Genomic DNA, 19,739 nt, shown 5'->3' with positions numbered 1-19,739 from the left:
CCGTCTAGCGTGTCGCCGGGTCCGGATGCGGTGGTGTCCTTCGCCGCATCCAGGCCAGCGCCAGGCCGGGCAGCAGCACCATGCCCGCGAAGAGCAGCAGGAACGACTCCAGCCGCGCGGCGCTGGCGCCCAGCGCGGCATAGGTCACCGACACGCCCAGGTTGGCCAGGGCGCTCACGGTGAGGAACGTCCGGGGGCGCATGCGGCTGGTTCCCGCGAAGAGCACGGACGTCTCCGCCAGCACCGGCACCGCGCGGAAGGCGAGCAGGAACCAGGGCCCCATCCGTTCGGCGGCGCGGGTCAGCCGGCCCAGCTCGGCGTCACCCGCCATGCGCCGCAGCGCCGCCGTTCCGGCTCGCGCGCCCAGGCCATAGCCCACCACACTGCCCGCCATCATCCCCAGCCAGGATGTGGCCGCGCCGACCCAGAACCCCAGCAGTCCCCCTGCGGCGGTGCCCACCAGGCTGGAGGGCACCGGCAGCACGGCATCACCGGCCAGCAGTCCCCCGAGCAGCAGCGCCACCTGCCAGGAGGGTGGCCGCGTGGCCAGGAAGTGTCCGGACGCCGCCTCCAGGCTGTCCCCGAACCAGGCGAAGGGCACCAGGATGGAGGCCAGCAGCAGCCCGCTGAAGGCCGCCCAGCCCATGACGGCGCGACCGGACAGCCGGCCTTCGCCCACCGCCGTCAGGCCCGGCGTGGGCTCAGCCATCCGCGATGGGGAGCCGGGACGCGGCGGCCATCAGGGATGTCTCGCGCTCAGCGGCCAGCGAGCCTTCCTCGGTGAATGCGATGCCCACCACCGCGCGCACACGGCCTGTCGCATCGAGCACCGGAATCGCCACCGCCGCGCGCGCGTCCACCGCCTTCGCGCCCGGCTTGATGTCGCTGGACGTGTCCTCCTTCAGGTTGCACGTCTGCACGGGTTGCTTGCGCACCTGGGCGAGCCCCGCCATCCCCTTGCCGTGTGGCACGTGCTGGACGGCCGCCATCAACGGCGGCGGGATGTTGAGGGCCGCCACGAGGAAGAGGTCGTCTCCCTGCTGAAGGTGGACGGTGCCCGCGGTGGCTCCGTGCTCGCTGGCGAACGACTCCAGCCAGGACTGATAGGACGCGCTCTTTTCGTTCATGGCGCGCAAAACTGTGCGCCCCGGCTTCGCCCGCAGTCAACGCGCCCGGGCCTCGAGTCGACGTTCGAACCCATCCTCCGCGAGACTGTTCAGCCCACGTCACTCTTGTGTACTGGAGGGCAACGCGTCCTCCCACCCGTGCAGGATGAGGCGCGATGCTCCGCTGGGAGGACGCAGGTCGATGAAGCCGCGCTCGCTCCGCTTCTATCTCGGGTTGCTCGCGCTCGGCCTGCTGGTGCCGCTCGTGCTCTTCGCGGCGGGGGCGGTGAACCGCTTCGCGGCGTCGCAGCGCGAAGCCCGGGCCCAGGGCATGCGCGAGACGGCCCGCGCGCTGGCGCTCGTCGTGGAGCGCGAGCTGGGCCAGTCCATCCGGGCGCTGGAGGTGCTGTCGCATTCGGCCCCGCTGGTGCAAGGCGACCTGAAGACCTTCCATTCCACCTGTCAGGCCGTGGTGGCGTCCCAGGCACAGTGGGGCTCGCTCTCCCTGCTGGATGTGGAGGGCCGGCCGATGTTCACCACGGACCAGCCCTTCGGAGCCGACCTGACGGCGCTCGTGGATGAGCGGCCCTACGTGCGCGAGGTCGTGAAGACGGGGCGCGTGGTCATCTCCGACTTTCCCTACCAGCGCTTCCAGGGGCTGCCCACCGTGGTGGTGGCGATGCCGGTGCGACGCCAGGGCGTGCTCACGGGCGTGCTGGTGGCGACGTATGCCATGCAGCACTTCGACAAGCTCTGGGATGAACAGCGTGTCCCGGGGAATTGGGTGGGCACGCTGGTGGACGAGGAGGGCGTCATCCTCTCGCGCAGCCGGGGCCGCGCCCGGTTCGTCGGAACGAAGGCCCGGCCCGAATACATCGCGAACATCCGCGCGAGCCGCGAGGGTTTCTTCGCGTCGCAGACGGTGGATGGGATGAAGTCGTTCGCGGCCTTCGCGCGTTTGCAGGTGGTGCCTTGGACGGTGTCGTTCGCGGGGCCTCGCGAGGTGTTCACCGCGTCGGTGAACCAGTCCCTGGCCGCGCTGCTCATCGCCGGGCTGGGGTGCTGTGTCATCGCCACCGCCTGGGCCGCCTGGGTGAGCCGCCGCATGACGCGTCCGCTCCGCGCCCTGGCCCGCGCGGCCCGGGAGCGTCCGGACTCGGCGGATGCCTTCACCAACGTCGGGCCCACGGGCATCACGGAACTGGAGGACCTGCGGGCGACGCTCGCGCTCACCGCGGCCATGGTGATGGAGCGCGAGGACGCGCTGCGGACGAAGATGACGGAGGCCGAGGCGGCCAACCTCGCCAAGGACCAGTTCCTGGCCATGCTGGGCCATGAGCTGCGCAACCCGCTGTCCGCCATCACCAGCGGCGTGAAGGTGCTGTCGGTGACGGAGGACGCGGCCAGCCGCGAGCGGGCGCGCGCCCTGGTGGAGCGGCAGGCCTTCCACCTGGCGCGGCTGGTGGATGACCTGCTCGATGTGGAGCGGGTGAGCAGTGGCCGCATCCAGCTCCAGAAGCGGACCATGGACTTGTCGGAGTGCGTGCGGCGCGCCGTCGCGGCGCTGGAGTCCTCCGGACGGACGCAGGCGCACCAGGTGGAGGTAGAGACCCCGCGGGCCTGGCTGGAGGGGGACGCGAGCCGCCTGGAGCAGGTCGTGACGAACCTCGTGTCCAACGCGCTCAAGTACACGCCGCCCGGCGGTCGCATCCGCGTGGTGACGCGAGAGGAGCCCGGCCACGTGTTGCTGGAGGTGTCCGACACCGGGGATGGCCTGTCACCGGAGCTCCAGGAGCGCGTGTTCGAGCTCTTCTTCCAGGCGGAGCGCACCCTGGACCGCGCGCAGGGAGGCCTGGGCATTGGCCTCACGTTGGTGAAGCGGTTGGTGGAGCTGCATGGCGGCTCCGTGTGCGCGCAGAGTGATGGGCTGAAGAAGGGCAGCACCTTCACGGTGCGGCTGCCGCGCGGCCACGTTGAACAGGTGCCTCGGCCTCAAGACGCTCCCATGGCGCCGGCCCCCGGACGCCACGTGTTACTGGTGGATGACCACGCCGACAGCCGGCAACTCGTCCGCGAGTTGCTCGAACTGGACGGGCACACCGTCAGCGAAGCGGAGGACGGTCCCTCGGGGCTCGCGCGGGCGCGCGAGCTGCGTCCCGAGGTCGTGTTGCTGGACATCGGCCTGCCCGGGCTCGACGGCTACGAGGTGGCCCGGGCGCTCCGCTCGACGGACGAGGGCCTCGAGCTGATGCTCATCGCCGTGACGGGCTACGGCCTGGAAGAGGACCGGCGCCGCGCGCTGGATGCGGGCTTCGACGAGCACCTGGTGAAGCCGGTGGACTTCACGCGTCTGCGTGAGTTGCTGCTGCCGAGGAAACGAACCGTGCCGGCTCACTCCACGTAGCCGGGACAGTTCTGGACCGCGGGCTGGCACAGCTGCAACACGCGCGCTGGGGCCGTGAAGGTCTGCTCCCGGGCCTGGAGGTAACAACCCGCGGGGTCTTCGTCGGGCGCGGCGAACTGACACAGTTGGACGGCCTGGCTTTGCGTGAGGGAGCCTTCATCCTGGGCGCGCACGAAGCAATCGGCGGGCGTGGATGACCGAGCGCCGCGGCAGAGCTGCGTGGCCAGGGAGTCGTCGAGTCCGCCGTCGGTCGCGCGCTGGTAGCAGGACACCTGGGGCACGACGTCCTGGGCGGCCGTGGCCGCTGGCACTCCCACGAGGCCGAGCACGGCGGTGAGCGCAGCGCCCGTGAACGGACGAAAGAATCGGGATGTCGTCCCACTGCCTGTCTTCATGAGGCCTCCTTTCTGAGCAATCTAGGGGCTTCCGCGCGGTGGGGCCGGCCCACGCACGGCCGTCCGCCCCAGGACAGCGCGACGAGGGAAGGGGTCGTTCCGCCGTCTGCCTTTGTCGGCGGGATTGTCAGGTGACGCGTCGTGTCCGGGGCCAGACGTCCCTCGAACGATGCCCAGGCCCACTTCACGACGACTGCCACCCACGCGGTCCGGCATCCAGCAGAGTCCGCCTCGGATGTGAGGTCCCGTCCCTGGCGTCTCGCCCCGTCGCGAACCACCACAGCATCGCCATGAAACAACGACGAACGTCTGTCCTGATGCTGCTGGGCGTGGTGGCGCTTGCTATGAGCCTGCTCGGCATCTCGCTCGCATGTCCTGGCGCTTCGGGTGACGGTGCCGGTCGCCCAGGGGATGAAGTTGAAATCACCGACCCCTCACCGGATGGGGGACCGGGTACGGACGGAGACGGGAGCGCTCCGATGGCGCCAGATGGTGGGAGCCCGGGGGCCCAGGCGCCCTTCGGGCTGGACGCGCGCCCCGCGAACCCTACGTGCGTAGCGCCTCCCCGGCCCCCGGACCCCGCGGGGGCCACCATCTCGCGCGCGTTCCCGGAGCTGAGCTTCACCCAGCCCTTGTTCGCCCTCCAGGCGCCGGGGGACAGCCGCCGCATCTACGTGGTGGAGCGAGGGGGGAGGGTGCGCGTGTTCGACAAGGACGCCACGCCGCCCGTCAGCTCCGTGTTCGTCGACATCTCCGGGCAGGTGAACGTGGAGCATGACGAGACGGGCTTGCTCGGGATGGCCTTCCACCCGGCGTTCGCCACCAATGGCCAGGTGTTCCTCTCCTATGTCGGAAACAGCGCCATGGGCGGTCTACGCTCGTTCATCGTCCGCTACCGCAGCCCGGATGGTGGGGCCACCCTGGACCCGGCGAGCGCGGAGGTCGTGCTCGAACAGGACCAGCCCTTCTCCTTCCACAACGGCGGCCACCTCGCGTTCGGACCGGATGGCTTCCTCTACTTCGCCTTCGGTGACGGTGGCGGACGCGTGGACCCGAAGCAGACGGCCCAGAATCCGGAGCTCCTGCTGGGGAAGATGCTGCGGCTCGACGTGGACAGCGCGCGGCCCTATGCCATTCCGCCCACCAACCCCTACGCCACCGCCGGCGGGCGGAAGGAAATCTACGCCACCGGCTTCCGCAACCCGTGGCGCTGGAGCTTCGACCGGAGCACCGGCGCGCTCTGGCTGGGCGACGTGGGCGAAAAGCTCCTCGAGGAAATCAACCGCGTCGAGCTGGGAGGCAACTACGGCTGGAGCATCCTGGAGGGAACCGAGTGCGCGCGCGGTAGCGGCTGCAGCACCACCGGGTTGACGCCGCCCGTGGCCGTCTATGGCCGCGCAGAAGGCGTCTCCGTCACCGGCGGCTACGTGTACCGCGGCACTGCCGTACCGGCGCTCGCGGGCAAGTACATCTTTGGCGACTTCGGCTCGGGCCGCATCTGGACGCTGCCGGGTGACGCCCTTCCCGGCGCAGCCGCGGCGCCCCAATTGCTCGTCACCACGGCGCTCAGCATCTCCTCGTTCGCCGAGCTCAACGACGGCGAGCTGCTGGTGGTGGACTTCGCGGGCGGAGGACTGCACCGCATCCACGCGTCTCTGCCCCCCGCGCCGGGTGGCGAGGCGTTCCCCACGCTGCTGTCCGCCACGGGCTGCGCGGACCCGACGAACCCGAACCTCCCCTCGGCGGGCCTCATCCCGTACGGCGTGAATGCCCCACTGTGGTCGGACGGCGCGGGGAAGGAGCGGTTCATCGGTGTGCCAGACGGGGCGGTGATGACGGTGGGGCCAGAGGGCGTGCTGGACGCGCCCCCCGGCACCGTGACGGTGAAGACGTTCCTCCTGGGCGGGAAGCGCGTGGAGACGCGCCTCTTCATGCGCCACCCGGACGGCATCTGGGCGGGCTACACGTACGAGTGGAATGAGGCGGGTACCGACGCGACGTTGCTGGAGACGGGCAAGGTGAAGACGGTGGGGGCACAGACGTGGACGTACCCCAGCCGGGGTGAATGCATGCAGTGTCACACCGCCGCCGCGGGCTTCGTGCTGGGCCTGGAGGTCGCGCAGCTCAACGGGGATTTCACATACCCGGGCGGGCGCGTCGCGTCGCAGCTCCGGACCCTGGAGCACATTGGCGTGCTGAAATTACCGGCCCCGGTGGAGCAGCTGCCCCGGATGCCTGCCTACGCCGGACCGGAGCCCGTGGAGACGCGCGCACGGGCCTACCTGCACGCCAACTGCGCCGTCTGTCACCGGCCCAATGGCCTGGGCCGCGGCGAGTTGGATCTGCGCTACTCCACGCCGCTCGCCGCAACGAAGATTTGTGGTGTGGCGCCAGAGCACGGTGAGCTGGGCGTGGCCGGAGCGATGCTGGTCGCGCCGGGAGACCCGTCGAAGTCGGTCCTGTCGCGGCGCATGCACTCGCTGTCGACGGCACGCATGCCGCCGCTGGCCAGCGCGGTGAAGGACGCCGAGGGCACGGGGCTCGTGGACGCGTGGATTACGTCCCTGCCCGCGTGTCCCGCGGGGCCCTGAGGCCTCGCGGGACGGGGGCGCCAGCATCGGTGAGGCTGGCGCCTCAGGTGGGCTGCTGGACGGTGCCGGGAGCGGGCTTGCCGTCCTTCAACCCTGGTGTCCGCACGTCGTAGTGCGCCACCACGGGTTGGTGGTCGGAGGACTCGGTGCTGCGGTCCACCTCGAAGAGGCGGGGGACCAGTCCAGGGCTGGCGTAGAGGTTGTCGAAGCGCTTGCCCGTCGCGGGCACCACGCCATTCTCATCCGGCAGCGAGGTGAGGGTGGCGCTGTCCGCGATGTCCTGGAGCCGCAGCCATTGCTCGCTGCCGCGTTGCACCCGGCCGGAGCGCAGCTCGGCGCACGCCTGCTTCGGCGTCATGAGCGAGCCATCCGGCAGGCGCACCTGTGCGGTGGTGGCATGGGCGATGGTCTCCGGCAGGCTCTGCTCCAGCACGTGGAGCTCGTGGCGCAACCGCGGGTCGGCGATGTTGCCCACCCCTTCGTCCCCCACGCTGGCGTGGGGCTCGCCGTAGCGCACCTCATATTCCTCCACCGTGTCGGTGTCGTCGTACGTCCTGAGGTGGGCCATCAGCCAGGAGCCGCCTGTCTTGATGGCGGTGTTGGCGTTGAAGTCCCCCAGCACCACCGCGTGCATGACCTCACGGTGCTGCAGCAACGCGTTGAGCTGGCGGAGGTTGCGGGCGTTGATGCCGGAGTCGCCCAGGGTGTGGTGCACGTTGTAGAGCACCACCGGGTGACCCTCCACCTCCAGGCGCACGTACAGCGCGCCCCGGTCCTCGGGAAGCTCGCAGGGGTCTCCGCCACGCCGCATGATGGCCGCGTCCCGCTCCGCGTCGGGCGTGGCGTACGTGAAGTGCGCCGCGTCCACCAGCGGGTGCCGCGTGAGGAAGGCCTTTCCGTTCACCAGCCGCGCGCCGGGGCCGCCGTCATGTCCCTGATACGCCAGGTGGAATCCATAGCGCTCCGCCAGGAGCACGGCGGTGGGGATGTTGGCCTCCTGCAGGCCCAGGACGTCCGGCAGCCGTCCGCGGGCCTCCAGGTTGTCGAAGTAGTCCAGCAGCGCCTGACGGCGCTGCCCACCGAGCAGGATGTTGTACGTCATCACCGTGAGCCCTGGCCCGCGCGGCGAGCGCACCGTGGGGTTGCGGACCACCAGCGTGCGGCCGTCGCCCAGCGCTCGCTCCGTATTGGGCAGGGACACGGCGGTGAAGTCCGGAAGCGTTACGGTGGTCTCCCGGCGCGGAAGGGCGCCCTCGGGCCCGTGCGCAATCCGGCCAATCAGGGGGCCGACCCCCGGCAGGTGCTCCAGCATCTCCGGAACCTTCATCGGGGCTCCTTCCGCGGGAGCGGCTGCGCGGGTTGAGGGCGGAAGGTGTCTTCGTGAAAGGCAACTGGCGCCACAGGTCCTCCTCGATGCCCTCAAGGTCTGTGCTCGCCCTCCCCATGACCAGGGGGCTCCCATGGGATGGAGGGCTGGCCGGGCTGCTCCGTTCGGGTGGGGGGCGGCTAGGCTTCCGGGCGCGCCGTCCCGGGCTTGGCGACCGAGGAAGCCCAGTCGCACTTGTGGTTGAATACCGGACATGCGGCGATTGGTGTTCCTGGCGGTGATGGCTCCTCTCCTGGTGGCGTGTGCCACGACCCGCCAGGTGGTGCCCCGAAGCACCTCCTGTGAGAAGGGCAGTCTGTGGGCGTGCAACGAATGGGGAGAGCAGCTCCTCCAGGACGGAGACCGGAGCCAGGCGGAGATGGCCTTCTCCAAGGCGTGTGACGGTGGCTCGACGCAGGGGTGCCTGGCCCTGGGGCGCCTGCGCATGGCGGACGGCAACCTCGCGGGCGCCGAGGCGCCGTTCGTCACGGTGTACGAGACGGACAGTGAGGAGGGCGCCCTGGCGCTCGCGGACCTCTACGACGCGCGCGGTGGCGAGGCCCACGCTCGGGCAGCGGCCAGGCTCCGGAGGGAGGCACCGGCGCTGGACAAACCGGCCTTCGACTTCGCCATGCAGTACCGGGTGGGGGCCTGGCGGCCGACGGCGGACCTCGCCCTCAACATCCAGCCCATGGTCTTCCTGGAACGGCGACTCAACATCGGCTCGAACCTGGCCTACACGAGCCGGGGCGTCTCCGAGTTCAACGGCTTCGTCGGCTACCAGCACTTCGTCAATGCCTGGGTGGTGCCCTACGGCCGGTTGATGATGGGCACGGCGACGCGCGCATCACGCGACCCGGGCTTCAACGTCGGCGCGGAGGTGGGCACGCGGCTGGCCCTGGGGTACTTCGGCCACGTCAACGTCGCGGCAGGCATGTCCCGGGCGAGCGGCAACTACATGTCCGTGGGCGTGGGCCTCAACGGCCTCTTCGTGCTGCTGATGCTGCTGCACCTCCCTTGACGTTTCAGCGCGTGGGCCGCCCGAGCACGTACGTGATGGCGGCCTTGCCCGGGGCCTTCGCCTCGCCCACCTCCCAGGTGTAGCCCTCGCGCGCCAGGGTCTCCGTCATCCGCCGGAGCTCCTCGGGCTGATGTGCCCTCAGCGCGGACACCAGTCCGTCCCAGAAGATGATGAGCGGCGCCACCGGCACCACGTAGGTGAGCAGCAGCCGCAGCGGCGTCAGCGGCTTCACCATGGGCGTGAAGAGCAGCACCAGCAGGGGCACCAGCAACATGGACAGGATGGCCGGGGGCGTGCGGCGCACCGTCTCGAACGCGGCGATGGGAACGCCGCGGGCCTGGGCGTCCTCGAGCACCGCGCGGGCCTCGTCGGGCCGGAAGTGGTGCAGGGCGTTGAAGAGCGTCCGCATGCCCCGCAGGTCCGCTGGAACCTGGAGCGCGTCCACCGAGCGTTCCAGGTACTGCGCGCCCTCTGCCCGCGCCCGCTCGGCGGCCTGGGCGTTGGGGAACTTGTCGGTGAGGACCACGCGCGCGTCGATGCCGTGCTTCTCCGCGAGCAGCTGGCGCAGGCGGGGCAGGGGGCCTCGGCCGCCGGAGGCCAGGTCCACCAGGTCCGGGCCCTGCGCCGCGTTCAGCCCACGCGCCAGGATTTCCGCCGCCGCGTCGAAGATGCCCAGGCGCGTGCTGATGGTGTGGAGGTAGTCGGTCGTCAAGTCCCTCAGCGCGTCGGGGACCCAGGTCTGGTCCGTGAACTCGAAGAGGTGCAGCCGCGGGAGCAGCGAAGGGGTGTCGTCCATCATCCAAGCGTGCAGGCCCCCCGCCGCCCGCGCACTGACGGATGGCGACAGAACGGCTTGCTGGCCGCGCCAACGCGCCGTTAGCGTCCCGTTCGTGGCGCAGCCGCCTCCGTCCTCATCCTCCGAGCCATCCCTGTCCGCGCGCATGGCGCGGCAGGCGCTCCGGCTCGCGGAGACGCTGGGCCTGCCGGTGGAGGCGCTCTGCCGGGAGGCGGGCTTCCGGATGGAGGACCTGGACGACCCGGAGCTGCGAATCCCCTACGCAGCGTTGGACGGCCTCCTGGAGCGGGCGGCGGAGCTGTCCGGGGACGCCAACCTGGGGCTGCACATCGCCCGCGTGGACGTGGTGGACCTGGATGACCCGGCCACCTTCGTCGTACTCACCTGCGCGACGCTGCGGGAAGCCATGGAGCGGGGCTGCCGCTACCAGCGCGTCTGGGGAGACGGAGAGCGCTTCCTGATGGAGGAGACGGCGCACGGCGTGCGCATGCGCTTCACGCCCGTGGGCGCGTCCCGGCCCGCGCACCGGCACCTGGTGGACGCGGCGCTGGTGCAGTTCGCCACCGGCGTGAGGGCCTTCACGGGCGTGGACGTCCGGCCGCTCGTCGTGCGCTTCACCCACACCGCGCCCGCGGACCTCCGCGAGCACGAGGCGCTCTTCGGGTGTCTCTTGGAGTTCGGCGCGCCCTTCAACGCCATCGAGTTCTCCCACGAGGACGCCCAGCGGCCCTTCATCCACGCGAACGCGTTGCTCAACGCCATGTTCCAACGGCAGGCCCAGCGCGCGTTGGAGCGGCTGCCGGACGTGTCCACGACCACCGAGCGCGTCCGGCAGCAGGTCCGGCGCGAGCTGGCCGGCGGGGACTTCTCCTTCGTGGCCGTTGCCAGGGCCCTTCGGCAGCCGCCGCGGACGCTCCAGCGGCGGCTCGCGGGCGAGGGGCAAAGCTACGCGGCCATCGTCGAAGCCCTGCGCCGCGAGCTGTCCGAGTCCTACCTCCAGCGCCGCATGTCCATCGCCGAGGTGTCCTTCCTCCTCGGCTACGCGGACCCGGTGGCCTTTCACCGCGCCTTCAAGCGCTGGTGGGGCGTGAGCCCGGAGGGCTTCCGGAGGGAGCGGCTCCAGGCTCCACGCTGAGCCTGGACCGCTGTCCATCCATCCGGGCGGCGTCTCAGGCCGCCTCGCGCCCGCCCTCCGCCGCCGCGCGCGCCCGCCGCTTCTGGATGGCGAGGAACAGCGCTTCGTGCGTGGCGGGGGAGGCCAGCTCCACCTCGCCACCGGCCTGACCGAACGCGGCCACCGCCTCACGCAGGGCCTCGCGCGCGGACATGGCCAGCATCAGGGGGGGCTCGCCCACGGCCTTGCTGCCGTGGATGGTGTTGTGCTGGTGCGCCCGCTCCAGCAGCCGCACCCGGAAGTCGATGGGCGCGTCGCTGAAGGCCGGCACCGCGTAGGTGCTGGCGGAGTGCGTGAGCAGCCGGCCATTCCCGTCCCAGCGAAGCTCCTCGCCGGTGAGCCAGCCCAGGCCCTGGACGAAGCCGCCTTCAATCTGCCCGCGGTCCACGCCGGGGTTGAGCGAATCGCCCACGTCCTCCAGCAGGTCCACGCGCAGCACGCGCTTGACGCCCGTGTGGCCGTCCACCTCCACCTCGCACACCGCCGCGCCGTAGGCGAAGTAGAGGAAGGGGCGTCCGCGGCCCTTGGCCTTGTCGTAGCCGATGCCCGGCGTCTGGTAGTAGCCCGTCGAGGACAGGCTCACCCGGGACAGGTACGCCGCCTCCACTACGTCCGCGAAGGGCAGGGAGAGCTCGGGCTCACCGCGCAGGCCCACCTTGCCGTCGCTGAACAGCAGTGCGTCCGGCGTCACGCTTCGCCCGTGTCGGTCCGACAGCAGGCGCATGGCCACCGGGGCCAGCCGCTCCCGCAGGGTGACGCAGGCCACCCGCATGGCGGCGCCGTTCAGGTCGGAGCCGCTGGAGGCCGCGGTGGCGGAGGTGTTGGGCACCTTGTCCGTCGCCGTCTTCGCCATCCGCACGGCGTCCGCCGTGACGCCCAGCTCGCGCATGACCACGCCCAGCACCTTGGTGTGCAGGCCCTGGCCCATCTCCGTGCCGCCGTGGGACACCATGACCGAGCCGTCCCGGTACACGTGCACCAACGCGCCGGCCTGATTGAGGAAGGTGGCGGTGAAGGAGATGCCGAACTTCATCGGGGTGATGGCCAGGCCCCGCTTGATGAAGGGGGACTGGGCGTTGAACGCCGCGACGTCGCGTTGCCGGCGCTCGAACTCCGACGACTTCTTGAGCTCCTCCCAGACGCGGAGGATTCGCTCGTCCTCCAGCTCCTGGCCGTAGTGCGTGGTGTTCGTCTCTCCGGTGCCGCGGTAGAGGTTGCGCTCGCGGACCTCGTCCGCCGGCAGCCCCACGGCCCGGGCCACGCGGGCCAGGACCTCCTCCGTCACCAGCATGCCCTGTGGACCCCCGAAGCCGCGGAAGGCGGTGTTGGAGACGAGGTGGGTCTTCGCCACCTGCCCGGAGTACGCCAGCGCCGGCACGTAGTACGCGTTGTCCAGGTGGAACAGCGCGCGGTCCAGGATGGACTCGGACAGGTCCAGGGACCAGCCACCGTTGGATACCAGCTGGACGCGCAGGGCCAGCAGCCGCCCCTGGTCGTCGAAGCCCACCTCGTAGGCGGCATGGAACGGGTGGCGCTTGCCCGTCACCGCCATGTCCACGTCGCGGTCCAGCATCCACCGCACCGAGCGCCCCGTGTGCCACGCGGCCAGCGCGACGAACGCGGCGGGCGCGTTGCCCTGTGTCTCCTTGCCGCCGAAGCCGCCGCCCATGCGGGGGGACTGCACCACCACGCGGCTGCGCGGCAGGTGCAGCACGTGGGAGATGATGGCCTGCACCTCGGACGGGTGCTGGGTGGAGGACACGACGGTGATGTCGCCGTCGTCACCGCGTTCGGCGAAGGCGGCCTGCGTCTCCAGGTAGAAATGCTCCTGCCCGCCAATGGCCAGCGTGCCCGACAGGCGGTGGGGGCTGCTGTCCAGCGCGGCGTCCACGTCGCCCCGGCGGATGACGTGCGGCTCGGTGTGGTAGCTGCTCCGCGCCATGGCGTCCTCCACCGTGAGGATGGCGGGCAGGGGCTCGTACTCCACCTCCACGGCGCGGGCGCCCGCGCGGCAGGCCTCCACGGACTCGCCCACGACCAGCGCGACAATCTGCCCGTGGAAGAGCACCTCGCGGTCCGCCAGCAGCGGCTCGTCGTGGCGGATGGGGCCGGTGTCGTTCATGCCGGGGATGTCCTCGGCCATGAGCACCTTCACCACGCCGGGCACCTTGCGCGCCGCGGTGGGATCTCTCTTGAGGATGCGGGCGTGCGCATGGGGCGAGCACACCGGCCAGACCTCCAGCATGGGCCGCTTCTGCGCCATGTCGTCCACGTACCGCGCGCTGCCCGTCACGTGACCCAGCGCGCTCTCGTGCCGCAGCGCGCGTCCCGCGTCCGCGGGGGCCTGGACCTCCCCCGCGTCGAAGCCCGGCGCGGCGTCCAGGGCCGGGCTGTGCGAGCCGGAGAAGAACTTCTCCAGCAGGCCCGCCACCAGTCCTCGGCGGTACTCCGCGCTGCCGCGCAGGTCGCTGATGGGCGTGATTTCTTCCGCGAGCACGGGCAGCACGCGCGCCAACGTCTCGGCCGTCCAGGGCTGCCCGGTGAGCACCGCCTCCGCGCGGCGCGCACGCACCGGCGTGGCCGCGACGCCGCCGTAGCCCAGGCGCGCCAGCTTCACCACGCCGCCCGCGTCCAGCTCCACGCGGAAGCCCGCGGCGACGATGCTGATGTCCAGCTCGCGCCGCTTGGACACCTTGAAGGAGTCGGAGAGCCGCCGGCCGCCCTCGGGCACGGCGGCGTGGGGGATGAGGATGTGGCGGACGACCTCGTCCGGTTGGAGCGCCGTCTTCCGGTAGGCGAGGAAGAAGTCGGACAACGCCACCGTGCGCTCGCCCCGCACCGAGCCCAGGACGAGCGAGGCATCCAGGGCGAGCAACACCGGCGCCATGTCGCCAATGGGCGACGCGGTCACCAGGTTGCCCGCCAGCGTGGCGCGCTGGCGAATCTGCCGGGAGGCGAAGACGTTGAGCATCTTCTTCACCTCGGGCAGCTCGTCACCCAGGGCCTCTTCCAGTGCCACCAGTGAGGCCGCGCCGCCCACGTACCAGCCATCCTCCCCACGGCGGACCGCGCGCAGGGATTCCACGCCCTCGGTGGAGATGAGGAAGGGGTAGCGGCGGGACTTCTTGGTGATGTCCACGCCCAATTCAGTGGCGCCCGCCACCAGGTGGGCCTCCGGGTGCTTCGCGCGCAGGTCGAGCAACTCCTCCCACGACGTGGGGCGCAGGAAGGTCTGTCCACCGGCCTCGTAGCGCAGCGGGGACAGGGGCTCGGCGGGACCTCCGAGCGGCGCGGAGGGGATCGCCGTGGCGGGCGCCGGTCCTTCGTCGCGCTGGGCCAGCGCCTCCATCATCGCGTCGCGAATGGGGCGGTAGCCGGTGCACCGACAGATGTTGCCACAGAGCTGGTCCGCCACGGCTGACGGGGTACAGACGTCCTTGCGGGAGTACGCCTCCGCCATGGAGACGATGAAGCCCGGCGTGCAGAAGCCACACTGTGAACCGTAGTGCTTCACCATGGCCTGCTGCACCGGGTGGGGCTTCTCGCAGCTTCCCACGCCTTCCACCGTCACCAGCTCACGGCCGGCCACCATGGGCACCAGGGCGATGCAGGCGTTGAAGGCGCGCAGGCACCGGTTGCCCTGGGCGTCCCGGTCCACCAGGGCCACGGTGCACGCGCCGCAGTCGCCCTCGGCGCAGCCCTGCTTGGTGCCGGTGAGGCCGCGGGCACGCAGGAAGTCGAGCAGCGTGGTGTTGGGGGAGACGCCATCGACGCGGACCGTCGCGCCATTGAGCTGGAACTCGAACATAGTGCTCATTCTCCTGACGAGCCCCCGCGCAGGCGGGGCGGCTCCGAGGGCGGGGCCTCGGCGGTAGTTTCGGTGTCTGCGCCCTGGTGATGGAGCTGAAGGAGTCCGGCGGCGATGCTCACCGCGACTTCCTGGGGCGACTTGCCGCCAATCTCCAGCCCGATGGGGCAGCGCACGCGGGCCAGCTGCGCCGCCGTCGCGCCCCGGGCCTCCAGGCGCTGACGGAAGCGGGCCCACTTGGTGTTGCTTCCAATGAGGCCCACGTAGCGCGCGGGCTTCTCCAAGGCGAAGGCGATGATGTCCTGGTCCAGGTCATGCCGGTGCGTCATCACCGCGATGTACGTGCGGCGCGCGTCCCAGACGGCGCGCGAGGCGAAGACGTCCCACGGCTCCTCGTGGCGGATGACCGAGGCGGGGATGCGCTCGCCGTGGACCCATTCGGGGCGCTCGTCGACGAGGTGGACCTGGAAGGGGGTGCCGTCCAACGTGCGGCACAGGGCCTGACCCACGTGGCCGGCGCCGAAGAGGTACAGGCGCGGGCCGTGGTTCACCGGCTCCATGAAGACGTCCACCACGCCGCCACAGCATTGGCCGAGCTTCGAGCCCAGCGGATACCGGTGCGCACGGGGTTCCCCTTTCTCCAGGCAGGCGCGGGCGTCCGCGAGGACGAGCTGCTCCAGGTGGCCACCGCCCACGGTGCCGTGGAACGTCCCGTCCGCGCGGACGAGCAGCTTCGCGCCAGGCTTGGCGGGGGTACTTCCCTGACACACCGTCACGGTCGCCACGGTGAACGGAACATCGTCCCGCGACCACTCCGCCAGCTGGCGGATCCAATCCCACATTGTCCCGCAGAGTCTGCCACAGGCCGGGCCGCTCACGTCACGTCCATGAAACGGAGTCCGGCTCAAAACGCGTAGCGCACCTGGCAGTCGGGCAGGCGGCGGGCCCGCATTTCCTTGAATTCAGCGACCAGGTGGCCCTTGAGTCCGGTGCGATAGCGCACGTTGTGGCCACCGGCCGCTGTTGTGCGGCGACGGGGAAGTGCTCACTGCTCGCGCAGGGAGAAACTCCAGGCCACCTCACGCTGCAGGTAGGGCCGCTGAGACTCGAGCTCCGCGACATACGTCCCGGATGATGGGGCCGTGAAGGTGTGGTCCCCCGTTTCCCACTCGTACGCCAGGGCGACCTGCGCGCCAAGGGGATCAAGGATCCGGATGGTCGTTCTGTCGCCGCTCGCGACGTAGGTTCGGCTCGCCTCCAACTCGAAGGAAAGGACGTCCACGTCCGAGCCCAACTCGAAGACGCCGGCCGCGTTCACGGGAACTGCCTGTGGCGTGGCGTGTTCGGCGTCGTCGCCGTGGTCATCCGTGCTCGCCTGGTCCAACTTGAACGTGAAATCGTAGGGGGGATTGAAACTCGAGCTGACGATGAACGTGACGAGCCCCGAAGCCGACGTATGGACGTGCCACATGCCTTCCTCGATCTTCAGCATGTAGAGGCGGGCGCCGGACGTGCGCGTCGTCAGCGTACATTCCCGGGTGCAGGACAGCAGGTAGAACACATCCGGGTCGAGCGGAACCGAGATGGCGTCCAGGTCCGTCTCCTTGTGGATGAGCCCGGTGACGGTTTCCCCCACGGCAGCGAGGGTGGCCGTCTGGGGGGTAGCGCCATGGTCATCCGTCCCCAGGTCGTCGACCCGCACCTCGATGTCGCTCCCCCAGGATGAATTCGGCAGCAGATGCACGTAGTACGTCCCTGTCGACGCCGCTTCATGGACGATTCGGTTCCACTGGGTCTCCGCCAGCGTCTTGCCGTCCGCGTCCGTGAGCCTGAAGCGCCGCTCATAGACGGCGGGGTGGAAGCGGATGTCGTAGATGTGTCCCGCGGTGGCGAAGAATGAGAAGACGTCCACGTCGTTGGGGCCATGGAGTCGTACGGCCACGGGGATGCCCGCCGCCAGCGGAGTCGCCCCTGAATCGCATTGGCGTGGTCATCCCGGCCCAGGTCGTCCAACTGGCACTGGGTGGCCAAGGTCGCGTCGAAGGTGCTGTAGACCCGGACGAACCAGGTGCTCGCGACCGGGCTCAGCTGGCCCGCGCTGACGCGTGACGAGTTCCTCGTCACCCCGCCATTCACCGCGGCGCCCTCGCCATCCATCAGGTGCACCGAGACGTTCTCGCGCTCGCAGGAGAACCGGAAGCCCTGGTTCGGTTCGGTGCGGAAGGTGAAGACATCCGCGTCGTCCTGGAACTCGATCGCGAGCGGGAAGGGGGTGTTCGTCAGCGCGAGCGGCGTTGCCGTGGCGAGCGTATCGCCGTGCGCATCCCGGCCCAGGTCCTCCAATCGGTAGGCATACGTCCCCGACGCACCGCTTCCTTCCGCAGCGGCCACGGTGATGAATCGAGGGGCCTCCTCCGTGGAGACGAACTCCACCCGGGTGCCTTCAGACGTCGTGACGGCCCGCGTTCTCACCTCACGCCCCGAGGCCTCCACGAGGCGCACGTCCACGGGGGCCAGGGTGCCCGCCCGGACGACGATGCGATAGCCATGGCCTGCCGCGGTGGGCATGGCGAAGACATCCCGGTCCGCCTTCGCTCGGAAGGGCGGGTTGATGATGCCCTCTTGGAATTCCACCGAGGGGGCCAACGCCGTGGCCGTTTCCGGGGTGTCGCCATGGTCGTCCGACTGCCGGTAACCGACGATGGCGCAGGTGAGGCCCGCGGCCTGCTCCCAGGCGCTGCAACGGCAGACGGGGGCGCTGTTTTCGGCGACGCAGCGCCCCGCGCTGCATTCCACGTCGGCACAGACGCGTGCGTCCTCTTCGGCGGAGGGGCCACCACAGGCGGCGAAGAGGCCAACGGCCACCAGCGCGAGCAGGGGCGAGAGGTTGTCGGAGCGATTTCGGGGCACTGGGAAGCCTTGGATTGACGGCGGTCGAGTGACTGTAATAACCGAACGCGTGCCCATGCAAACGCTCTCTCGTCCCGCCGCGACGACACTGGTCTTGCTGTCTTTCCTGGTGTCTTGGCCGGCCTTCGCGGAGGTGGAGCCGGAGCGGGACCCGGGCTTTCCTCGCTGGCTCGCCCTCTCCGCGCGAGGGGGCTACCTCATGCCTGGCGGGCGCATGGACGGCGCCGCCGAGCCGCTCTACTTGTATGAGATTTACAAGGGGCTCTTCGCGGCCATCGTGGAGCCCACCATCCGGATCGGCTCGCGCATCGAGGTCGGGCCCTGGGCCCAGTTCTCCCATGCGCAGATGCGCATTCGCTGCTCGGCTGAACGGACGTGCAAAGGCAGCAACCTGCGCTTCGGCCTCCAGGGGAACTACCACTGGAACCCATCGGGACCCATTGACCTCTGGTCGGGGGTGGCACTCGGCTACGATACGAGCTCGTTCTCGGTGCCCCCGGCGGAAGTCACCTACTCAGGGCCTGACGTCACGCTGCAGGCCGGGTTCGACAGGAACTTCGGCGGGAACTTCTGGGCCGGGCTCTTCGTCACCGGCACAGGGGGGCAGTACGACAAGCTGGATGTGCGGCTGCTCAACGGCTCGGGAAGCGAAACCCTCCGCGAGCGCGCCTTCCATCTTTGGATTGGCTTTGGTTTCCGGGTGAGGGTGGCTGCTCCTCACCCGGCGGTCACGAATTGACGTCGCCGAGTCGAGCCCGTCATGCCGTCGCGGGCGCGGGCGGCGTGTTGTCGGACGCGGCGCGCCGCATGGGCTGAGTCTTCCCGTACGTCAAAGAGCGCCACGCCCACTCCACCGGGCCGAAGCGGAAGCGTGACAGCCACAGGTGGCTCCACAGCACCTGGACGCAGAAGACGCCCACGCAGATGACGACACACGCGAAGGGGCCCTGCTTGCCCACCTGTCCCAGGCCATAGCCGTAGAAGATGAGCAGGCTGATGACTGTCTGCGACAGGTAGTTCGTCAGCGCCATGCGTCCCGCGGGCGCGAGCAGTCCCAGCGCTCGCTGCCACGTGGCGCGCTGGAAGAGCAGGGTGATGCCCGCCAGATACACGCCCGCGAGCCCCACCTGTGCCAGGTTGCGCAGCGGCGCCAGCACCAGGGGCAGCCACACGGGCATCGTCTCCGGCGTGAGCACCTTCTTCTGCATGAGCACCGTCACCACCACGCCGGGCACGGAGCCCACCACCGCGGCCACCAGCCCCCAGCCGAGCAGGCGGCGAAAGAAACCCAAGTGCGAGGGGACGTCCTGGAAGATGCCGCGCCGTCCCGCCCAGAGCCCGAGCGCGAAGCGGCCCAGACAGGTCAGCAGCCCGGCCAGCATCATCGTGAAGAACTCATCGCGGTAGAACCCGGCGCTGGTCTTCGTCACGTCCCACCAGCTTCCCCCGGTGATGGCCGTCAGCATCCGTGCGTGGATGGCGGAGGTCTTCTCGCGGGCCGCGGCCATGACCGCGGCACCGGCCTCGGGTGAGTCCGCCAGGAGCTGCGGCAGCCGCCAGAGGAGGTTCATGAGCAGCGGCCACACCAGGACGAGCACCGCCGCGATGATGAGCAGCGTCCGCTCCGAACGCCGCCGCAGGAGCAGCAGGCAGAAGCCCATCAGCGCATAGGAGGAAAGGATGTCGCCGTACCAGAGCAGGAACAGGTGCAGGACACCCACCACCAGCAAGACTGTCAGCCGCCTCGAATAGAGCGGGACGAAGCCGCCACCTCGCGCCTCGGCCCGGCCGAGCTGCACCGCGAAACCCAGGCCGAAGAGGAAGGCGAAGAGGGTGATGAACTTCCCGGAGACCAGCACCTCGAAGGCATACCGGGTGATGGTGTCCACGAGCGAGGCATTGGCGATGGACGCCTCGAATTGTTCCCGGGACAGGAAGACCCTGCCGCTGAACCACATCTGCACGTTGGAGATGAGAATGCCGAAGAGCGCGAAGCCACGCAGCGCGTCGATCAACTCCAGGCGTTCACCGGCCTCGACCGGACGGGCTTCGGTGCGCGGTGCGGAGGCAGCGGAGGAAGGGGCGGTGGGCATGATGGATGAACAACGTCATACCGCCACCTCGATTGCGAATTCCTCCGCTATTGATGCGCGTCTTTTCGCGTCCCA

14 protein-coding genes are annotated in these 19,739 nt (G+C 70.1%); 5 read left to right on the top strand and 9 right to left on the bottom strand.

Translation table 11 applies throughout. The features are described 5' to 3' along the window. Positions 1 to 4 precede the first annotated feature (4 nt). Both BLU09_RS33510 and BLU09_RS33505 read right to left on the bottom strand, forming a co-directional pair. Positions 5 to 709, bottom strand: a complete 705-nt coding sequence (locus tag BLU09_RS33510; protein ID WP_090494858.1) for a TVP38/TMEM64 family protein — start codon at positions 707 to 709, stop codon at positions 5 to 7. Then, positions 702 to 1,127 carry a GAF domain-containing protein gene (locus tag BLU09_RS33505; protein ID WP_186817883.1) on the bottom strand — a complete coding sequence of 142 codons (426 nt, stop codon included), beginning with the start codon at positions 1,125 to 1,127 and terminating at the stop codon, positions 702 to 704. Before BLU09_RS33505 ends, BLU09_RS33510 begins: the two co-directional genes overlap by 8 nt. 181 nt (positions 1,128 to 1,308) lie before the next feature. On the opposite strand from BLU09_RS33505, the gene BLU09_RS33500 reads away from it, so the two are divergent. Continuing rightward, positions 1,309 to 3,510, top strand: coding sequence for a hybrid sensor histidine kinase/response regulator (locus tag BLU09_RS33500; RefSeq protein ID WP_090494852.1), 2,202 nt, complete (start codon positions 1,309 to 1,311; stop codon positions 3,508 to 3,510). Here the strand turns inward: BLU09_RS33500 and BLU09_RS33495 are convergent. Further along, positions 3,498 to 3,905, bottom strand: a complete 408-nt coding sequence (locus tag BLU09_RS33495) for a hypothetical protein (protein ID WP_090494849.1) — start codon at positions 3,903 to 3,905, stop codon at positions 3,498 to 3,500. The genes BLU09_RS33500 and BLU09_RS33495 overlap by 13 nt on opposite strands. A 290-nt stretch (positions 3,906 to 4,195) precedes the next feature. Between BLU09_RS33495 and BLU09_RS33490 the strand changes: the two genes are divergently transcribed. Beyond that, positions 4,196 to 6,496 (top strand): SO2930 family diheme c-type cytochrome, encoded by a 2,301-nt coding sequence (locus BLU09_RS33490; protein WP_244172263.1) that lies wholly within the window; start codon positions 4,196 to 4,198, stop codon positions 6,494 to 6,496. A 43-nt stretch (positions 6,497 to 6,539) separates the two neighbouring features. Here the strand turns inward: BLU09_RS33490 and BLU09_RS33485 are convergent, their stop codons facing one another. After that, on the bottom strand, positions 6,540 to 7,823 hold the full coding sequence (locus BLU09_RS33485) for an endonuclease/exonuclease/phosphatase family protein (RefSeq protein WP_090494842.1): 1,284 nt from the start codon (positions 7,821 to 7,823) through the stop codon (positions 6,540 to 6,542). A 253-nt stretch (positions 7,824 to 8,076) separates the two neighbouring features. Here BLU09_RS33485 and BLU09_RS33480 point away from each other — a divergent pair, with 253 nt between their 5' ends. Next, positions 8,077 to 8,883 (top strand): hypothetical protein, encoded by an 807-nt coding sequence (locus BLU09_RS33480; RefSeq protein ID WP_090494840.1) that lies wholly within the window; start codon positions 8,077 to 8,079, stop codon positions 8,881 to 8,883. 4 nt (positions 8,884 to 8,887) lie between these two features. On the opposite strand, the gene BLU09_RS33475 is transcribed toward BLU09_RS33480, so the two are convergent. Beyond that, on the bottom strand, positions 8,888 to 9,682 hold the full coding sequence (locus BLU09_RS33475) for a hypothetical protein (RefSeq protein WP_244172262.1): 795 nt from the start codon (positions 9,680 to 9,682) through the stop codon (positions 8,888 to 8,890). Positions 9,683 to 9,773: 91 nt separating this feature from the next. Here BLU09_RS33475 and BLU09_RS33470 point away from each other — a divergent pair, with 91 nt between their 5' ends. After that, positions 9,774 to 10,814: an AraC family transcriptional regulator gene (locus BLU09_RS33470; protein ID WP_244172261.1), complete on the top strand. Its 1,041-nt coding sequence runs from the start codon at positions 9,774 to 9,776 to the stop codon at positions 10,812 to 10,814. A 34-nt stretch (positions 10,815 to 10,848) separates the two neighbouring features. Here BLU09_RS33470 and xdhB read toward each other — a convergent pair whose 3' ends face one another. The 3 genes from xdhB to BLU09_RS39635 form a co-directional block, all read right to left on the bottom strand. Further along, the gene (gene xdhB, locus BLU09_RS33465; RefSeq protein ID WP_090494832.1) at positions 10,849 to 14,670 is read right to left on the bottom strand and encodes a xanthine dehydrogenase molybdopterin binding subunit; all 3,822 of its coding nucleotides are present in this window, start codon (positions 14,668 to 14,670) and stop codon (positions 10,849 to 10,851) included. After that, positions 14,667 to 15,503: a xanthine dehydrogenase accessory protein XdhC gene (gene xdhC / locus BLU09_RS33460; protein WP_090494830.1), complete on the bottom strand. Its 837-nt coding sequence runs from the start codon at positions 15,501 to 15,503 to the stop codon at positions 14,667 to 14,669. The genes xdhB and xdhC overlap by 4 nt, the downstream gene beginning before the upstream one ends. 203 nt (positions 15,504 to 15,706) lie before the next feature. Beyond that, positions 15,707 to 16,603, bottom strand: coding sequence for a hypothetical protein (locus BLU09_RS39635; protein WP_244172258.1), 897 nt, complete (start codon positions 16,601 to 16,603; stop codon positions 15,707 to 15,709). 1,023 nt (positions 16,604 to 17,626) lie between these two features. Between BLU09_RS39635 and BLU09_RS33450 the strand changes: the two genes are divergently transcribed. Continuing rightward, complete coding sequence (locus BLU09_RS33450) at positions 17,627 to 18,310, top strand: hypothetical protein (protein ID WP_244172257.1); 684 nt, start codon at positions 17,627 to 17,629, stop codon at positions 18,308 to 18,310. A 19-nt stretch (positions 18,311 to 18,329) separates the two neighbouring features. Here the strand turns inward: BLU09_RS33450 and BLU09_RS33445 are convergent, their stop codons facing one another. Then, positions 18,330 to 19,664 (bottom strand): DUF418 domain-containing protein, encoded by a 1,335-nt coding sequence (locus BLU09_RS33445; protein WP_090494826.1) that lies wholly within the window; start codon positions 19,662 to 19,664, stop codon positions 18,330 to 18,332. Positions 19,665 to 19,739: the final 75 nt, after the last annotated feature.

It is taken from the genome of Myxococcus virescens (assembly GCF_900101905.1).
Classification (GTDB): Bacteria; Myxococcota; Myxococcia; order Myxococcales; family Myxococcaceae; genus Myxococcus; species Myxococcus virescens.
The sequence above is the reverse complement of the archived record's forward strand: the minus strand, read 5'-3'. Positions and strand labels throughout refer to the sequence as shown.

What these genes read in the sequence shown, in the direction of transcription:
- BLU09_RS33510 (WP_090494858.1), bottom strand. Translation starts at nt 709, where the DNA reads ATGGCTGAGCCCACGCCGGGCCTGACGGCGGTGGGCGAAGGCCGGCTG.
- xdhC (WP_090494830.1), bottom strand. Translation starts at nt 15,503, where the DNA reads ATGTGGGATTGGATCCGCCAGCTGGCGGAGTGGTCGCGGGACGATGTT.
- BLU09_RS33450 (WP_244172257.1), top strand. Translation starts at nt 17,627, where the DNA reads ATGCAAACGCTCTCTCGTCCCGCCGCGACGACACTGGTCTTGCTGTCT.
- BLU09_RS33485 (WP_090494842.1), bottom strand. Translation starts at nt 7,823, where the DNA reads ATGAAGGTTCCGGAGATGCTGGAGCACCTGCCGGGGGTCGGCCCCCTG.
- xdhB (WP_090494832.1), bottom strand. Translation starts at nt 14,670, where the DNA reads ATGAGCACTATGTTCGAGTTCCAGCTCAATGGCGCGACGGTCCGCGTC.
- BLU09_RS33475 (WP_244172262.1), bottom strand. Translation starts at nt 9,682, where the DNA reads ATGATGGACGACACCCCTTCGCTGCTCCCGCGGCTGCACCTCTTCGAG.
- BLU09_RS33495 (WP_090494849.1), bottom strand. Translation starts at nt 3,905, where the DNA reads ATGAAGACAGGCAGTGGGACGACATCCCGATTCTTTCGTCCGTTCACG.
- BLU09_RS33500 (WP_090494852.1), top strand. Translation starts at nt 1,309, where the DNA reads ATGAAGCCGCGCTCGCTCCGCTTCTATCTCGGGTTGCTCGCGCTCGGC.
- BLU09_RS33505 (WP_186817883.1), bottom strand. Translation starts at nt 1,127, where the DNA reads ATGAACGAAAAGAGCGCGTCCTATCAGTCCTGGCTGGAGTCGTTCGCC.
- BLU09_RS33490 (WP_244172263.1), top strand. Translation starts at nt 4,196, where the DNA reads ATGAAACAACGACGAACGTCTGTCCTGATGCTGCTGGGCGTGGTGGCG.
- BLU09_RS33480 (WP_090494840.1), top strand. Translation starts at nt 8,077, where the DNA reads ATGCGGCGATTGGTGTTCCTGGCGGTGATGGCTCCTCTCCTGGTGGCG.
- BLU09_RS33445 (WP_090494826.1), bottom strand. Translation starts at nt 19,664, where the DNA reads ATGCCCACCGCCCCTTCCTCCGCTGCCTCCGCACCGCGCACCGAAGCC.